General features: G+C 54.5%; 13 protein-coding genes. 3 read left to right on the forward strand and 10 right to left on the reverse strand.

All coding sequences use genetic code 11. From position 1 onward, the window contains the following. Positions 1 to 58: 58 nt before the first annotated feature. Complete coding sequence (locus tag RIN67_RS08780; protein WP_265000259.1) at positions 59 to 1399, forward strand: FAD-dependent oxidoreductase; 1341 nt, start codon at positions 59 to 61, stop codon at positions 1397 to 1399. 80 nt (positions 1400 to 1479) lie between these two features. On the opposite strand, the gene RIN67_RS08785 is transcribed toward RIN67_RS08780, so the two are convergent. The 3 genes from RIN67_RS08785 to RIN67_RS08795 form a co-directional block, all read right to left on the reverse strand. Continuing rightward, entirely contained in the window at positions 1480 to 3621 is a 2142-nt protein-coding gene (locus RIN67_RS08785) for a lectin-like domain-containing protein (protein ID WP_265000260.1), read from the reverse strand. Positions 3622 to 4047: 426 nt separating this feature from the next. Further along, entirely contained in the window at positions 4048 to 6174 is a 2127-nt protein-coding gene (locus tag RIN67_RS08790; RefSeq protein WP_265000261.1) for a lectin-like domain-containing protein, read from the reverse strand. 172 nt (positions 6175 to 6346) lie between these two features. Further along, the gene (locus RIN67_RS08795) at positions 6347 to 7927 is read right to left on the reverse strand and encodes a peptide chain release factor 3 (protein WP_024748099.1); all 1581 of its coding nucleotides are present in this window, start codon (positions 7925 to 7927) and stop codon (positions 6347 to 6349) included. A gap of 237 nt (positions 7928 to 8164) precedes the next feature. On the opposite strand from RIN67_RS08795, the gene RIN67_RS08800 reads away from it, so the two are divergent. Beyond that, complete coding sequence (locus RIN67_RS08800; RefSeq protein WP_265000262.1) at positions 8165 to 8725, forward strand: hypothetical protein; 561 nt, start codon at positions 8165 to 8167, stop codon at positions 8723 to 8725. A gap of 974 nt (positions 8726 to 9699) precedes the next feature. Here RIN67_RS08800 and RIN67_RS08805 read toward each other — a convergent pair. From RIN67_RS08805 to RIN67_RS08825, 5 genes are all read right to left on the reverse strand, one after another. Beyond that, the gene (locus RIN67_RS08805) at positions 9700 to 11724 is read right to left on the reverse strand and encodes a CDP-glycerol glycerophosphotransferase family protein (protein ID WP_265000376.1); all 2025 of its coding nucleotides are present in this window, start codon (positions 11722 to 11724) and stop codon (positions 9700 to 9702) included. A gap of 14 nt (positions 11725 to 11738) precedes the next feature. Beyond that, positions 11739 to 12626, reverse strand: coding sequence for a hypothetical protein (locus RIN67_RS08810; protein ID WP_265000375.1), 888 nt, complete (start codon positions 12624 to 12626; stop codon positions 11739 to 11741). A 70-nt stretch (positions 12627 to 12696) separates the two neighbouring features. Next, positions 12697 to 13113 carry a glycerol-3-phosphate cytidylyltransferase gene (tagD, locus tag RIN67_RS08815; protein WP_024748095.1) on the reverse strand — a complete coding sequence of 139 codons (417 nt, stop codon included), beginning with the start codon at positions 13111 to 13113 and terminating at the stop codon, positions 12697 to 12699. Positions 13114 to 13401: 288 nt separating this feature from the next. Next, a complete protein-coding gene (locus tag RIN67_RS08820; protein ID WP_313872917.1) occupies positions 13402 to 14529 on the reverse strand; it encodes an AI-2E family transporter in 1128 nt (375 codons plus the stop codon). A gap of 92 nt (positions 14530 to 14621) precedes the next feature. Further along, positions 14622 to 15173, reverse strand: coding sequence for a DUF402 domain-containing protein (locus RIN67_RS08825; protein WP_024748093.1), 552 nt, complete (start codon positions 15171 to 15173; stop codon positions 14622 to 14624). 161 nt (positions 15174 to 15334) lie between these two features. Between RIN67_RS08825 and RIN67_RS08830 the strand changes: the two genes are divergently transcribed. Further along, entirely contained in the window at positions 15335 to 15580 is a 246-nt protein-coding gene (locus RIN67_RS08830; protein WP_024748092.1) for a YdeI/OmpD-associated family protein, read from the forward strand. 77 nt (positions 15581 to 15657) lie between these two features. On the opposite strand, the gene RIN67_RS08835 is transcribed toward RIN67_RS08830, so the two are convergent. Together RIN67_RS08835 and recX are read right to left on the reverse strand one after the other, a co-directional pair. Continuing rightward, positions 15658 to 16842, reverse strand: coding sequence for a serine hydrolase domain-containing protein (locus tag RIN67_RS08835; RefSeq protein ID WP_056944585.1), 1185 nt, complete (start codon positions 16840 to 16842; stop codon positions 15658 to 15660). Between the two features lie 131 nt (positions 16843 to 16973). Further along, complete coding sequence (recX, locus tag RIN67_RS08840; RefSeq protein WP_265000372.1) at positions 16974 to 17774, reverse strand: recombination regulator RecX; 801 nt, start codon at positions 17772 to 17774, stop codon at positions 16974 to 16976. Between the last annotated feature and the right edge of the window lie 112 nt (positions 17775 to 17886).

The following is a 17886-nucleotide window of genomic DNA, read 5'->3' on the forward strand; positions in this document are numbered from 1 at the left end:
ACAAGCTTGTGAAAACTAACGCAATAGACACTACTTTTGTTTTGGGAGGACTCTACTTATGAAAGTCACAGTTATTGGTTGTACACATGCGGGTACTTTTGCCATCAAACAAATCTTAGCCGACCATCCCGATGCCGACGTTACGGTCTACGAACGAAATGACAACATTTCCTTCCTGTCCTGCGGTATCGCCCTATACTTAGGCGGTCAAGTTGCTGATCCTCAAGGGCTGTTCTACTCGAACCCCGCGGAATTGACGAAACTGGGTGCAGATGTTCAAATGAATCACAATGTCTTAGCGGTTGACTCAGCGGCTAAGACCGTGACCGTCGAAGACCTCACGACCCACGAACAGACCACTAGCTCTTATGACAAGCTGGTCATGACTTCCGGGTCTTGGCCCGTGGTGCCTAAGATTCCCGGCATCGACAGTGCCAAGGTCAAGCTCTGCAAGAACTGGAACCACGCCCAGACGTTATTCGAAGACGCCAAGGATGCCAAGCGCATCACGGTCATTGGGGCCGGCTACATCGGCGCGGAATTAGCCGAAGCTTACTCCACCACCGGCCATGACGTCACACTGATTGATGCTCAGGACCGGGTCATGCCCAAGTACTTCGACGCCCAGTTCACCGACGTGATTGAACAGGACTACCGCGACCACGGCGTTAAGTTAGCCTTAGGTGAAAAGGTCGCCAGCTTCCAAGACACGGCTGACGGGTTGACCATCACCACCGATAAGGGGAGCTACGACACGGACCTGGCCATCTTGTGCATTGGTTTCCGGCCGAACACAGGACTCTTACAGGGCCAAGTCAAAATGGCGCCTAACGGGGCGATCCTGACCGACGACTACATGCGCAGTTCCAACCCCGACATCTTCGCCGCCGGAGACAGTGCCGCCGTCCACTACAACCCGACCCATAAGAATGCCTACATCCCATTGGCAACTAACGCGGTACGTCAAGGCATCCTGGTCGGGAAGAACCTGACCAAGCCAACGGTCAAGTACATGGGGACCCAATCCTCTTCCGGACTGGCGCTGTACGGCCGGACCATCGTTTCCACTGGTCTGACGCTGGAAGCCGCTAAGCTTCAGGGCGTCGACGCCGACCAGGTCATCATCACGGACAACTACCGGCCAGAATTCATGCCGACCACGGAACCCGTTTTGATGTCACTGGTCTTCGATCCAACCACCAAGCGGATCCTGGGGGGCGCGTTGATGAGTAAGTACGACGTCTCTCAATCCGCCAACACCCTGTCCGTCTGCATCCAAAACGAAAACACGGTGGACGACCTCGCCATGGTCGACATGCTGTTCCAGCCAAACTTCGACCGGCCGTTCAACTACTTAAACATCCTGGCCCAAGCTGCCCAAGCTAAACTGGCCAACTAATCAACGGCACCTAAAAAGCCTCAGCATCAGGACTGCTCCTGGTGCTGAGGCTTTTTGCGGTCTATTCTCCTGGTGGTGTCTCACGTTGGCGTATCACTCAGGGTCCAGGTGATCTCTGAGCTGTAGTTGCCGCTTACGGCATCCCCGTTGACGGTCAATTCCAACCCCGTCTGTTGATTCCAGTCATCGACCACGTTGGTCAGGTCGCCGTTCCCGGAAGCCTGCCCCGTTGAGATGGTCGTAGCCGTACTGGTCACCGGCGTCTTCTGGGTCCCGTTACGGTAGACCAGTTCGCCGGCTAGGGTATCGCCATCTTGGGACTTGAACGGCGTTGCAGCGACTTGGAGTTGCCACTGCGAGCCCGCTTGCCGGGTATCAGAAATCTTGACTTCCCAATCACTGGTCCGTCCCACTTCTTGCGTCTGCCCCGTCAGTTGCGTTGCCTGAAAGGAACTATGCTTCGCCACACTGTCGAAGGCCAAGCCCCCCGTGACGTTAATGGTCACGGTAAAGCTACTGGATTGGTTCCCGTAAACGTCTTTGACGTAGATATCCACGGTGTTCTTCCCCGGTTTCAAGTCACTGGCTTTAGGGGTGAAGAGGACCTTCCCACTCAAGTCATCGTCCGGGTCATTGATCTTATAGCTATCTTGTGCCTGACCGTTAACGGTTGGATGCACGATTAAATCATCATTGGTCAACACAATTCCTTCGGGAATCAGGACCTGACCTTGAATCGTGGTGGTCTCCCCGGCATCGATAGTAACTTCCTTGGATGAGATTCGGTACAGATCGATATCCAGCTTGGGATTCAGCGTGAAGGCGGGCGTATCCGTAGTGGTCACACCGTTCACGGCGGAAAAAGTGCCGACCGCCGCTGGAATCTGGAAGGCCTGCTTCTCGTCCGCCGCCTCCCCGGTCAGACTGATCGTGGCCGTGGGGTTCTTGGGCGATAGGGCCTGCGTCAATTGGTAAGTCAGTTGCTGGTCGCTAATGGCGCTGGGATCGATATCCGCCGTTTCGCCGTTCGCGTAAGTGATTTTAATCTGATTGAAAGCCACCCTATCCGGTAAATTCAACTTAGCCACGACGTCCTTCCAGTCCTGCTTACCACCCTTATAGGTCAGCTGATAATCTAGGCGCAACTTATCCTGGCCCAAGACGGCCTCACCATCTTGGACTTCCCGCTGGGTGGTCAGGTCGGTCAACGTGCTCTTCGCCGAAACGTCCACTAACCCCGGCACCCCTTCGAAGATGATCAGATTGTTGGCGTAATCTTCTCCCGTGGCGCCGGTAAAGCCCCACCGAATCTTCCCCGTGTTGTCCGGGTCAATGATCTTCGGGTCGACCGTCATGCTCCGCGTCGTTCCGGTCTGGTCTTGTCCGGTCGCCGGATCCTTGTCGTCGAAGGTGTAGGTCATCTGCTTGGCCGCCGCGTCCCAATCGAGCGTGACGTGGTGCCACTGCCCGTTGGCCAGGAAGTCGTAGTTGTCGCCCTGAATCACGTTACCGTGGTCCAGCGTTGCGTAGTAGACCGTGGTCTGCAGAGGCCAGACCCCAGACTTTTTGGCCACATAAGTGTAGCTACTGCCCTCGCCCGGATAATTCGCTGCAATATGCGGTCCGGTCAACTTATCACCAGCATCGAACGAATCCGCATCCCCGGCGTTGCTAGCCGAGTTGGAGGTGTTCAGATGCGTGTCGAATTCCAACGCCCAACTATTTTGAATCGCCAACTTCGCCAATTCGTTAACGTCACTTTGGCTTTTATTGTTGTCCACCCCCCAGGCCCCTAGGGTCTCCCCGGAAACCTTCTTCCCGAAAGTCGGGGTAGCCCCTAATCCTCTAGGGTCGTTTTGGAGGACAAACGCCATCCCGTCCGCCGCCTTCTTGCCGCGGTTCCCAAAGTAGATCCACATGGAGGCCTTTTCATCCGTATTCAAGTCAAAGGCATTCTCGTCCGTTGACCAGATCGTCCCGAACTGGTTCTTGGCGTTCGTCACCATCACGGCCTGCGTCCCCGTAATCGCCGGGTTCGTGGTGTCGACCACGGCCGCCTTATTATTCGCGGTGGTCCCCGGCGTAAAGATCTGGTCCAACGCAATCCCTTGGGGGGCAGTCTTTAAGGCGTTATCGTAATCCGCATCCGCTTTAGCCGCCACACTGCCAGTCATAAACAGTCCCAACGCCAACAATAAGCCAAGCCACTTTTTTAACCGCATAACCGTCTCCTCCTCTCCTATTCATTTGAGTAAACATCTTCATATGTTAATTCGTTTACAATATACCACAATAGGCTAAAAGTGTAACCAGGGAAACAACGCCCGAGGCAAAACTCGAAATAAATCCTTCGAAAACTGAACGGGACGCTAAGAAGCCTAGGACAGACTGAAGCACCCGCCTTACCGGTTGGGCCTGAAGAGGCTGGCATGTGGTGGGCACGACGTAAGCCCTAAAAATCTCAGGTCTTCAAGCTCGGCCTTTGGGTAAGGCGGATGATCATCGCCACGGTTTTATTTTAAGACCGATTCTTAATTCGGCTAAGCACCTACGTTCAACCTTCAGCCTTAAATAGGCCACGGTCATAAAAAAAGCTCTGTAAAACCGTTTCGGTTCTACAGAGCTCACCTTAATATGTTTCAATCCCCTTAACTGGGAGTGTCCATCAATTGCCAGGTGATGGTGGTGTGGTAGGTCCCCGCCAAGGCTGCCCCGCCTAGCTGAAGGCCCACCCCGCTGGTCGCCGTCCAATGCTGGGTGATATCCGTCACCGGATCCCCCGTCGTGATGCCCTGGTAGACCACCGTGGGCACCCGGTTCAGTACCCGTTCCGTAGCGCCTTGCCGGTAGATAACCTGGCCGGCTAACGCTACTTGTTGCGGGTCAATCAGTGGCGTGGCCGTGGCCTGCAGTTGCCAAGGACGGACACTCCGGCGCGTATCTAAGACCCGTAACTGCCAATCGTTGGTGTGCCAGACACGTTGGGTGTGTCCCAGTAGACGGGTGGCTTGAAAGTTCCCCCGCTTCGAGACGGTCTCAAACGTCAGCGTTCCCACGACCGTGATGGTCACGGTCACCGGTGGGGACACGTTGCCCCCCGCATCGCGCGCACTTAGCGTGACCCGGTTCTGTCCCCACTTCAACTGGTGGGGGTCGGGAGTCCACTGAATCTGGCCATCCCGAATCGGGACCCGGGGCAGCGTCCGGCCGTTCAATACCGGATACAACCAGACGTCATCGTGCGCCACCACGGGACCGCCGTCCTTTAAATGCAGTCGGCCCAAAATCGTCGTGGTTTCTTCCGGATATAACGTGTAGACCTTTTGCGGTAGGTCCACCACCAACTCCTGGTGAGGATAGACCTTAAACCCTGGCGTATTGGCCGTGGCCACCCCCACCCCGTTGGCGGACTGGAACACACTCAGGTGCGGGGCAACGTCGGTCACGGCAGCAACGTCTCTGACGGTCCCTTGCAATGTCAGATGGGCCGTGGGCTGGTGCTGGGTCAACGTCCCCAAAGGTAAGGACTGATGTCCGTGTAACTGGTCGGCGGTCAACGGCGTGCGGGTCCCAGTCCCGTCAGTCACGGTCCCGGTCGTAAAGTCGAGGTGCTCCGGTAAATGCAGCTTACCCTCTAAACGTTCCCAGGCCTGTTTGCCCCCTAAATAGGTCAATTGATAATCCAACTCGACCTGCTCGCCACTGTGGATGCGGTCGCCGTCTTGAATCACCGTCCCCCGGGTCCGATTCGTCAGCGTCGCCGTGGCCGTCGAGTTCACCAGGTCCGGGACATTCTCGAAGACCACCAGATTATTGGCGGCGTGGGCTCCCGTGGCGCCAGTAAAGCCCCAGCGAACCTTTCCCGTGTGCTGCGGGTCAATGATCCGTTGGTCGATGGTCACGGTCCGCCGCTCAGCTTTCACCAACTGCGATTGGTCGTTAGCGTCCCGGTCTGGCTGTTTATCATTATAACTATAGGTCATCTGGCTCTTCTGAGCGTCCCACTGCAACGTCACGTGGTGCCACTGACCATCCGCCAGTAACGGCTGGCCAGAATTAGCCGCCTGAATCAGACCCCGATGCTGCATCTTCGCGTAGTAGTTTTTCTCAAAAATCCACTTCCGGTTCAACACCATGGTGTAGCTGCTAGCCTGCGCCGGATAATTCACCGCAATGTGCGCGGCCGTTAAGTCGTGGTCGAAGGACCCCGCAACACCCGGCTGTTCGGAACCGTTCACGAAGGTGTCGAATTCCAGCGCCCAACTTCTTTGAATGGCGCTGTCCGCAATATTTTGTGCCGATGAATTCCAACGGTCAAAGTCCACCCCCCAGACCCCCAGCGTCTCGCCAGACGTCCGGTTACCGGGGAACTTGGGCTTGGCCTGCAGCCCAACCGGGTCGTTTTGCAACACAAACGCCATCCCGTCGGCCACCCGATAACCGTCCCGGTCCTGATCAAAGTACATCCACATCGATACCTGCTGGTCGCGGGTCAAGTCGAAGTAATTGGCCTCCGTCGACCAGATGGCCCCAAACTGGTTAACGTCATCGGTCACCACCACCGCCTGTGTCAAGGGGTTAGCCGTCTCCTTAACCCGCGAAACGTTCCCCTGAGCTCGTCCGGGAGTAAAGACCCCGTCCAACTTGATTCCCTGCGGTGCCTGGTCTAGTGCCTGATTCAGGGTCGCCCCCTGGGCCCGTACTGGTGCTAGGCCCAGAATCACCCACGCCGCCAGAATCACCAGCCACCCCAGCCGCCATTGCCACTGTTGCATGCCCTGCTTCCTCCTTCGCTAAAGTTTGTCGCTTAAATTTTAGCAAAGTTAACTGTACACAACCAAGTTGGAGCAATTTTTAAATGTGAGCCCACTTAAACTGACCAGAGCATCCGGATCACGAAAAAAAGACCGCGCGACAATCGGTCGCACGGCCTTCCTCAACTATCGTTTAAAGTTTTGCGGTCAGTTCAACATCCGGGTACTTGTCTTGGAACCAGCGTTCTGCAAAGCGGTTCTCGAACAAGAAGAGCGGGTTACCCTGGCTATCCTTGACCAGTAGATTCCGGGAAGAAGACATCCGTTCGTCTAATTGGTCAGGGTTAATCCACCGGGCCGTCTTCTTGCCCATCGGTTCCATGATAACTTCCGAATTGTATTCGTTCTGCATCCGGAACTGGAAAACTTCGAACTGGAGTTGCCCCACGGCCCCCAGAATATAATCGCCCGTGGTGTAGGCGGTGTAGAGCTGGACGGCCCCTTCTTGAACCAGTTGGTTGATCCCCTTATGGAACGACTTTTGCTTCATGACGTTCTTGGCGGAGACCCGGACGAACAGCTCCGGCGTAAATTGCGGCAGCTTCTCGAACTTCACGGCCGGCTTTCCGGTATAGATGGCATCGCCAATCTGGAAGTTCCCCGTATCGTAAAGCCCGATAATGTCGCCAGCCACCGCCGTTTCCACGTTTTCCCGCGTGTCAGCCATGAATTCCGTCACGTTGGATAGACGCAGCTTCTTGCCGGTCCGTTCTTGGATCACGTCCATCCCCCGGTCGAACTCACCCGAGCAGATCCGCACGAAGGCGATCCGGTCCCGGTGATTGGGGTTCATGTTGGCTTGAATCTTGAAGACGAAGCCTGAGAACTCCGGATCGGTCGGTTGAATCTCCCGGTCGCCATCCGCCGTCTTGTGTTCCGCCGGCTTCGGTGCGTATTCCAGATAGGTTTCCAGGAACGTCTGGACCCCAAAGTTGGCCAAGGCTGACCCAAAGAAGACCGGTGTCTGGTCCCCGCTGGCAATCTTGTCGGCGTCAAAGGGGTTCCCGGCTTCCTCAATCATTTCCATACTGTCACGTGCTTCGGTGTAAAGGCCATCGTCTGCCAAGTCACTGGCCACGGCCAAGTCACCGTCATCGTTTAGCGGCAGGTACTGCCGGTCCTCGGCGTCCTTCCGGTACAGGGCAACCCGGTGATGGTACCGGTCGTAGAGGCCCTTTAACTCTTTCCCCATCCCGATAGGCCAGTTCATGGGGTAGCCTTCGATGCCCAAGACATCTTCCAGTTCCGCGATCAAGTCTAAGGGTTCCCGACCGTCCCGGTCCAGCTTGTTCATGAAGGTGAAGATTGGAATGCCCCGCATCTTACAGATCTGAAACAGCTTCTTGGTCTGCGGTTCGATCCCCTTGGCCGAGTCGATGACCATGACCGCCGAGTCGACGGCCATCAGGGTCCGGTAAGTATCTTCCGAAAAATCTTCGTGTCCTGGCGTATCCAGGATGTTGATGCGCTTGCCTTGGTAGTCAAATTGCATCACGGAACTCGTGACTGAGATGCCCCGCTTCTGTTCAATTTCCATCCAGTCGGACTTAGCAAAGTTCCCACTCTTGCGGGCCTTGACCGTTCCGGCTTCTCGCACGACGCCCCCGAACAGCAGTAACTGTTCGGTAATGGTGGTCTTCCCGGCATCGGGGTGAGAGATGATGGCAAACGTCCGGCGTTTGTCGACCGCCGCGGCTAACTGATTATCACTCATAGTATTTCCTCGCAAATCTTAGTTTAGTTCTGACCCCCACTGGGGCAGGTTAAGTTCTGATACCTGGTTTAGCTGAAATCCGGCCGTTGCAGGTTCGCCCAACGGCCGGTCATGTCGATTTAACACAGCGCTTTGATTTTACCACATTTACCCCGACAATTCACGGTTCCTTTCCGTCAGACGCGAATTAGTGGTATGATTAAAAAATGAATTCTATTAGAAAATAGGTGAACAACTATGTTGGCGAGTACGGAAGCCATCCTAATTGAAGTGCTTTTTAGTCTCGGCGCCCTGATTGCGCTAGGCGGTCTGATCGCCCTAGTGTGGACCAAGCGCCACCGGCGGCCCTTTCGACCAGCCATGACCGTGATCATCTGCGGGGTGGGAATCGTGGTGATCGCCAGTCTGTTGAACGTCCTCTTGTTCAAGACCTACGCGGGTGTCCGGGTTAAGAAGAATCAGTACTACGAAATTACCAGTCTGACCACGAACATGCACGCGTCCTTAGCGGGCAGTCAGGCGCCCCATCAGCCGGTCAGTCCCCAAGCTAAGAAGGCCAGCCGTAACGTGACCTACTTAGTCGACCACACGGGTCAATCCAAGCGGTCCCAACGACTCGCCGCAGCGGCCCAACGGCAACTGACCCAGCATACGACCCCTGATATTCACTTGGTCAAGCACAACTACCGGCTGATTCTCGACCAGTACTTTGCAACGGTCACCCACTCGACTAAGGCCCAGACCCACTTGCGTACCCACGCCTACCGTCACGCAACGCAGGGGCCCCTGAAAAAGTAACCGCAACTAACCACTGGGCACCACGTCACTGAGCCACAAAACTTTACAACTCACAAAAGCCCCTGGCCTCAACCGGAAACATCCGTTGACACCAGGGGCTTTTGTGTGGCGGTGAGGATGCTTAAAAGTCCATTCTCCACAGAAGTCATCCGCCTTACCGGACGGCCAGACAAGGCTGGAACGCCGTGGGCACAACTTAAAGCCCAAAGTGCAGGTCTTCAAGTTTGGCCTTTTCCTAGGCGAGCTGAAAAACGCTCACCAAGGAAAATTTCACGGCTGAGCCTTGTCTGGCCGTCCTCTCGGCTTACAATCGTGTAACCATATCGAGATACGATTTGCCAACAGACTGTGATTTCCATATTGTTGACGACCATGATCAGTTAAAACAACTCATCCTAAACATGATAAAGTTACAATGGTCGTTTGTGTGAATAAAATTGTCAACCGTTTACAACATCAAGTGCATGATGACGCATGCCATTAATTTGAGGACTAATAGGGTCCGCTTGATTAGTTAGTTTTAACAATCCCACATGTTGATACTTCCAATTTTAAACGTCAGAAAACGCTATTTTTGATACGCTCAATTTAGCCGTGAGGGCGGTTCTGAAGGGGCTCAGTGGTGTCATTTGGGTTATTCGGGGTTCTTTCCCGGATTACCCAAAGGCCGAGCTTGAAGACCTGGCACTTTCAGGGCTTCAAGTCGTGCCCACCACGTTCCAGCCCCTTCAGGACCAACCGGTAAGGCGAATACTTTCACAATTTGCCCTTGACTAAACGCAGGAAAGGAGCCTAGGACAAGACGCCCAGACTCCTTTCTTAATGATAACGATACGGTGCTGAAACGTGCGACCAACGGCAGCCAGCTCCGCCTAACCCCGTAAGCCAGACAATCCAACCCCAGGATTATCCAGCTTACGACGTGAATGCTCACTGGCTAACCGCCTTTGGTCCCACTCTCCTTCTCTTAAAAATTACCCATTCTTTTCGATTTGTTGAACCACGTAGTTCACGACCTTCAGGGAACTTAGCCCGTCGTCGATTGCACAGAAGCGGTGGTAGAAGTCCATGAACTTCTGGTTGTGACTCATGTCCGGCGTCTGGAGCTTCTCACCGATCATGGTCAACAGTTCCGACTCGTCATGGGCAATGTCACCCGGCAAGTCCTTCTCGTAGTCTAGGTAGAAGCCCCGGAGTTCATCCTTGTACATGTGGTAATCGTACGGGTAGAACAGAATCGGCCGCTTCAGGTAAGCGTAATCGAAGAACACGGACGAATAGTCGGTGATCAGCATGTCACTGACCAGGTACAGGTCGGAGATGCTCGGGTGGTTGGACAGGTCATACACGAAGTCCTCATACCCACTGATGTCTAGGGCGTTCGAAATCAGGTAGTGCATCCGAAGAACCAAGACCGCGTCATCCCCGAACTTCTGCTTGAAGTCATCCAGGGAGAACGGCAACTCGAAGGTGTACTTTCCCTTCTCCGCGAACTGGTTATCCCGGTAAGTCGGCGCGTAGAGCACGACCTTCTTGCCCAACGGAATTCCCATCGCTTGCTTTAAGGCCACGATGTCTTCGGGCGAACTGTTGATCAGTTCATCGTTCCGCGGGTACCCGACCTTTAAGATTTGGTTGTTAAAGCCAAAGGCCGACCGGAAAATCTGCGTCGAGTAGTCGTTAGGTGAGACCAACGCATCCCAGCGGTTGGCCTCCCGGACGAAGTTGGCGTGGTACTTGACCGTAGTGGTCCCGGGCATCGAGACGTTTTCGATGTCCAGCCCCAGCTTCTTCAACGGCGTCCCGTGCCAGGTCTGAATGTACGTGACGTAGTTCGGCTTCTTGACCCAAGCTGGGAAGCGCGCGTTACTGATCCAGAAGGTCGCCTTTTCCAGCGTCCGGACCCACTTGGCCGTTCGCCGCACCACAAACGGAATCCCGTTTTGCTTACAGAACTTCTTCTGCGACCGGTCGATCGACCAGACGAACTTGAAGCCCGGATACAGCTGTGTGAAGAGCTGGTAGATGGCGTACGGCGAGTCGCTGACCTGCCGTCCCCCGAAACTTTCGAAGATTAACGTTGGTTGGTCGTAAGCCCGGTGTCCGCGCTTGAAGAGCCGGCGCATGTAGACTAAGTTGACCTTCTCCATCAAGACACTCAGCAGCTTCGTGGCACTCCCCGCCTTGCTTGGCAGGTGGCCTAAGCGTTGCGGCAAGCTCGGTGCCGCCATCTCACGAATCCGAATTCCGTTGTTGTAACGCTTCTCGAGGACCACCAACCGGTGCTGGTCGGTAATGGTCTGGGTGACTTGCCCGGCTAAGGACTTCCCTAAAACGACCCGTTGATCCAGGTCTTGGCCCTCAAACGTTGAGCGGATGTACAACTCCTGGGTGCTGTTCGCCGCCAATTCGTTCAACGGAATCGTCGCACTGAACAGTCCGTGGAGCCCCATCTTGGCGATTGGCCACTCCGCAAAGCTCCCCGCGCTTTCGTTCTTCAAGACCAGCCGCTGGTGTTCAATCCGCTGATTATTCAAGCGGTTGGGCCCCGTGATCTGCAGCTGGTTATCCTGTAAGTTGATGGCGCTGATGGTGAACTCAGCGGCAGGTTGTTGCGTATGCAACTTAAAGAGCGCCATCCCGTTGGCGTCGCTGTTCAGTTGGTAGAAACTGGTCAGGGTCAGTTGGTGCCGGTCACTCAAGTATTCACTCTCGACCTGAATCAATCCCCGGGTCGCGTCCTGTTGAATGTTCAGGTAGAGTTCCCAGCTGAACTCACTCAGCTCGCTATTGGGGACCTGTAAGTCGTTGGCGTCGATGCGCAACCGGACCACGCGGGAGTTAACCACCCGGGTGATTGGGACGGTCACCGTTGCCTGAGTCTGCTTCTCGAGGAAGGTCACCATCAGGTCGTCGAACGGTTCCGGCACGTCGATCAGTTCGAATTCCAGTTCTTGTAGGTTCTTTTTATGATGTAATCCAGATAAAATCGCACGCACGATGAGATAACTCCTTAGTAATTAAAGATCAGCTGGTGAGGCATCCGGGCCGACATGATCGGGTTCACGGCTAAATCAATGTACAACCGCGTCTCGGTGGTCATCACCCGGTCTAGGACCGTCTGATAGTAGGCAAATACGTCGGTGAAGCGGTGGTAGGTCGCGTAGACCAAGACCCCGTAATAGGTCTCCGGTGCGTTAATGACCTCCGTGTGGTCAATGCCGTTGGCCGCTTCGGCGCGGGTCCGTTGTCGCTGCGTCATATGCGCATCGATCACGGCCTGCTTGGCGTTACTAAAGGCCGTCTCACTCAACGCCGACGTACTGCCTAAGTTGTAGACGTGTTCGATCATCCGCTGGTGCCGGACGAACCGTAAGGCCGCCTGCCCCTGATTGTTCAACAGGTAGCTGGTAGTCGGGACGCCGCCCTCTAGGTGGGTGACGCCGACCACGTTACCTTGGGGGCCAAAGGTCTCAATCTGTGCGACTTGGTCTTCCTGGTAGAGACGCAGGGCCATCGGCGTCTCGTCGTTTTCCTGCCGCAACTCCGCCACCAAGTGCCCGTCCTTTAAGTACCGCTTGACCTGTTCCTTTTGGTCCGCGAAGAGCCGTTGGTCGTAACCCGACAGGTCGACGGCGCCCCGCTCCTGGTCGGTCAGGGCCAAGCCAGGCATCTCAGCGACCATATCAGCTAAGGTCACCACCTCAATGTTCGCTAACCGAGCATCTTCTTGGCCTAACCGCTGAATGAACTGCCGGACCGCCCAATTCTGCTCGAAATCAACCAAGGCGACCAAGACCTTTAACGGCACTTGGTACTGCGCGGCCTGCTTGAGTTGCTTGGTAAAGTTCGGCTTATGTAAGCCCTCCAGAGATGTCACTAAAAATATAATCTGCTGCACGGTGTTTGCCTCCATATTCGCGCCCTTATGAAAAAATCCCTAGTCGCTGACTAAGGATTGCCTCATCACGTTACTTGTCTTCCTTCCAGTCGTCAGAATCCGTCAGACCTAAATCGTGCTTGATCTTGGTCGTGGAGATACCTTCCGTCCGTGGTAAGTAAACGACTTCACAGTAGTCCTTCAAGAAATCAAACTTGCCCTTCCAATCGTCCCCCATCACAAAGAGGTCGATGTTGTTTTCTTGAACGTCTCGAATCTTTTGGTCCCAGTTATTTTCTGGAATCACGTGGTCCACGTACCGAATCGCTTCCAAGATGTACTTCCGGTCTTCATAAGACGTGTAGGCGCGCTTCCCTTTGATTGCGTTAAACTCATCGGTCGAAACGCAGACCGTTAAGTCGTCACCCATTTCCCGGGCCCGCTTTAACAACCGCACGTGTCCTTTATGAAGTAAATCGAATGTCCCATACGTAATTACTTTTTTCATTTTAAGTTGGGCGTCCGTCACTAACCTTAACGCCCATACCTCCTTTAGCTTTCGTCATCTAAATCATCAATGCCAGCCCGTGACGCGATTTCCTGACGCCTGCGCTCGACTGGGCGGTTCTCTAGGCTAGGTCGCGTTCATGAACGCTCTAGCCACTACCTTTCGCCGCCGGCCACCAGCTTCCGGCCAATCAGTGGCCGGCTAGTGGTCAACAGGTGAAAAAATCCAATAACAAAATAAATAGTAGCATATTCAGCGGTCACGTCAACTTATAACCGCAAACGTTAGTCATTTCTTGAGAATCTCGCGGTCAGACGCCACGGGATGTTCTAGTTGCCAGATGGAATAGAGGTACTGAACAATGGTCTTGACCACCGCATACAGCGGAATCGCCAAGATCATCCCCAGCAGCCCCGCGATATTGCCCGCTGCCAACAGGATAATGATAATCGTTAAGGGGTGAATCTGCAACGACCGACCAATGATGTTGGGGTAGACCAGGTTGCCATCCACTTGCTGGACGATGACCACCACCACGATCACGTAAATGACCATGTTGGTACTGATGGTGAAGGCCACGATGATTGCCGGTAGGATTCCCAGATAGGGCCCCACGTACGGAATCAAATTGCACAGGCCCGCAAAAACGCCCAACAGCAACGCGTACTTCTGGCCGATCACCATGTAGCCCACGCCCGTAAAGGTCCCCACGAACAGGCACTCGACGATTTGACCGCCAATGTAGCGGGCAATCGTGCTGTTCATGCGCTTCAGCAGCTCCATGGTCTGGTCGGCGTGCTTGGCCGGCAGCCATTTGCGAATCGCCGGCATCAGCTTCTCCCCATCCTTGAGCATGTAGAATAGCATGACCGGGACGGTCACAGCCGTGACCGTCACACTGGTCACCGTCCCAATCAGGCTGCCGATACCCGTGGTCAGCCCGGTCACGAACGTCTCAGCATACTTGCTGAAGGCCGCTTGAATCTGGTCGAGGTACTTGGTGAAATCAATCTGCTTGAGCCACGGGTGTCGCGCCGCGTCCTGTAAGACCGCCTCGGTTGACCGGGCAAAGTCGGGGATGTTACCGATCAGGTTGGTCACCTGGTTCACCAACCGGGGCACCACCCAAGCCGCACCGTACGCCAAGACCGCCAATAACAGCACGAAGACCACGGCAACGGCCCCCGTCCGGTTGAAGTGGACCCGCCCCCAGTGAACGCGCTCTAAGAAGCGGACAATGGGGTTCAGCAGGTAGAACAGAACACCGGACAATAAGAGCGGCGTGAAGACCGTGGAGAGAAACACCCCAATCGGCGAAAACAGGAAGCTGATCTGCGTGCACACCCAGATCAGCGTCGCTACAATCAACAGTTCTAGCGACCAAAAGATCAGTCGCGAATCGTTAGCCCACTTCACTGCGCACACCTCCTTCAAAAAAAGGAGCCAGCCACGATGGACTGGCCCCTAGTGGTACGGAAGACAACTCTTACTGGTCCATGCCGACCTTCCTAATGGGAACGCCGCAAGAGCTCTTGGTAACGTTGGTACCATAGATCAACGTACGCCTGGGAAAACGGGCCCTTATGATGATTGATCCAGTCGACCAACGTCAACACGTTCGCCTTCAAGATCCGGTCCGTCTCTGGTCCGTAATGCCAGCGGTGACTGAAATCTTCATACTCATCAACGTCGAGTAAGCGTTTCTCGCCATCCGGGAACACCTTAACGTCCAGGTCGTAGTCAATGTACTTCAACGCTTCTTTGTCCAGGACATAGGGGGATGCCAGATTACAGTAATACGACACGCCGTTGTCCCGAATCATCGCCACGATGTTGAACCAATAATGCTTGTGAAAATAAACGATGGCGGGTTCTCGGGTCACCCACCGACGCCCGTCGTCCTCAGTGACCAAGGTATGGTCATTGACGCCAATCAGAGCGTTTTCGCTTGTTTTGAGTACCATGGTATCGCGCCAAGTTCGATGCAAACTTCCATCATGCTTGTAGCTTTTGATCGTAATGAAGTCGCCTTCCTTAGGTCCTCTAGCTTCGCGCGTCATGTCTAAACCCTACTTTCTAAGTAACGGGTAACTTTAAAAAATTCATTCAATATTATACCAGATTCAAGGGTATTAATGAATACCTTTCCCGTAATCCCAACAAAGACATTGGGGTTCCGTTCGGATTTTTGGTAAACTAAAGAGAAAATGAGGTGACTAACATGGCACAAGCATCCCTAGCAAGCTTCGAACCCCTGATTCCTAAAGTCGCCGACCTCCTGGCCGACGACCCGACCCTTCAAGCGTTCTTCCAGAACCTGACCCCCGGGTACCAACGCGAATGGGCCCGGTTCATCTTCGGGGTCAAAGCCCAAGCGACCCAGCAACGCCACATCGCCAAGATGCGCGAAGTCTTTCAAGCCGGCTACAAGTCCAAACGCGCCTACGACAGCCGGCCCAAAGCTTAGGCTTTTCCCAGTGGCTCATCAAAAAGGTCCCGCTCCCGTCAAATGACAGGAACGAGACCTTTTTTCGTGGAGCTCCCTTATTTACTAGTCAGTTGTCCCGCTTCCAGCATGTTCCAAATCTGCACGGCGGGCGTCTGGGCCAGTTGATTCTGCCGGTAATAGTTAGTCAAAAGAACCACACCGTCTTGGCCATCCTTACTCAGTAAGGCCGTGGCTTCGTAACCATAAGCTAGGCCGTGGACCCGAATGTAACCAGGTTGGATGTAATCGCCACCCCCATAAGTGGAGGCACTCCCCGGCGTTAACAGCGTGTTCACGTCCGCTTGTGGGTACAGTTTGCCTTGTAACATGTTACGTTCACCCAAATACAAGTCGCGTGCCGACATGTAGACTTGCCCGGTCCCGAATTGGTAGTACATCGACGTCCGGGATTCAAAGTACCGGTGGGCGTAGTTCGGCACCACGTCACTGACGTTTTGGTTCTTGTACCCCAAGGCTTCATCAGCTTGATGGTTCATCTTAAAGACGAAGCCCGTATGGGTCAATCCCCACGGTTGAATGATATTTTCCGTGAAGTATTGCCGGTAGCTTTGCCCGCTGACTTGCTGGATGATCCCCGCAATCAGCATGTAGTTCACCGGTGAGTACTCCCAGCGGCCAATCTTGCTGGGCGTGCTGATCACGTGTTGTAACACAAACTTGATCATTTGATTTTCATTGGTCAGCTTATTCGGGAAGGCTTCTAGGTACAAGCCACTCTTCATGTCCAACATGTCCCGCAGCGTAATCTCCTGGGCCCCCGTGATTTGCGGGTAGTACTTGGCCAACTTATCCGTCAAGGCCACCTTATTCTCCGCGACCAGCTTCATCAACAGGCCCGCCGTAAAGGACTTCTGTACCGAAGCCAACTGATAAACGCTATTGGCGTTATTCTTCCGCTGCAGGGTCGCATCCGCGTACCCGAAACCCTTCTGGTAGATGGGTCGGTTCTGATGCACCACGTAAGCCGTGCCCACGAACCGGTTAGCCCGCAAGATAGCATCGATTTTACGCGTTGCCGCCGTGGTCTTGATCTTCGGCGTGGCCTTGCGCTTAGGCTGGGCGCGCTTCTTAGGCTTGACTTGACTCACGGAACTGCTGCTGACCTTAGCGACCTTGACCGGGTCACTCTGCGCCTGACTGTTCATCCAATACATTAACCCACTGCCCAGTCCTAAAGCTAGAACCAAGGCGACGACAAAAATCCCCACTTTTGTCTTCATTTTAGACTCCCCCTGTCTAGGTGACATCGTTCAATCACGCGAACCCCACGCCAGTGTTCGGACCAATCTTGACTAACGCTAAATCAGTCGTGTCACCGGCTTTAACGTATCGTTATACGACCATGCCGAGATTACGCGTCTTGGGTATCCAGTTGTTCCAACCAACCGTCGATATCGTCTAAGCCAAACCCCTTGCGATACAGGGCCTGCTTGGTCTTATAGCGCCGATCGGACGTCCCCAACGTCCGGTACTTGTGCCAGAGCTTCTCCCCCTGCTTCGCGAGTAACGCCTGCTGTTGCGCCGGATCGGGTTCCAAGCCCAAATCCGTGACCCACTGTTGGGCTTCGTCGCTGGCAAAGCCCCGGGTGATCAACCCCTGGCGAATCTTCTGCTCCTGCGTGTGGAACGCTTGGCGCTGATACCGTTTTGCTAGCTTCTGGGCGACTGCCATCCCCACGGTACGCCGTTCTGCGGCGGTGTAGAGTTGCAACGCGTCGTCCAGTGGTTGTTCCAAGACACCTTTTTGCCGGAGGTGCTGCCGAATAATCCGTGGGCCCTTGTCCCCGGTGCGCATCATGGTCCGCACGTAACTCGCGGCGTAATGGGCGTCATCTACCAGGTGCAATTCCGCCAGCCGGTCGATGGTCGCGTCGATGGTCTCAGGTGGGATCTCCAGGCTCACCAACTTGGTCCGGACTTCCTTTTCCGTGCGCAATTGCTGGGACAAGTAGTCCAACGCGCGGTTATACGCCTTGGCGACATCGTCTGCGGCGGTCAGCTTGGCTTCCAGGGCCTGGTCGATCTCCATGCCCTTGAACAGTTGGAAGTCGATCAGGACGTTCTCACTGACCGGAAACGCGTAATGACCGTCGACATAGATGTTGTATCGTCCGGCACGTTTCTGGGCTTGAATCATGGTAATTATGGCCATTTTTTCTTCCTCCTGTATGATCACCTGCTATTCTAGCAGGTTTCAGATTCTAGGGTCTGCTGATGACCCGTTATTGGTTAGTCGATTAACCCTTCGTTGGAAACAGCATGGT

The organism is Levilactobacillus namurensis (genome assembly GCF_032197885.1).
GTDB classification, from domain to species: Bacteria; Bacillota; Bacilli; order Lactobacillales; family Lactobacillaceae; genus Levilactobacillus; species Levilactobacillus namurensis_A.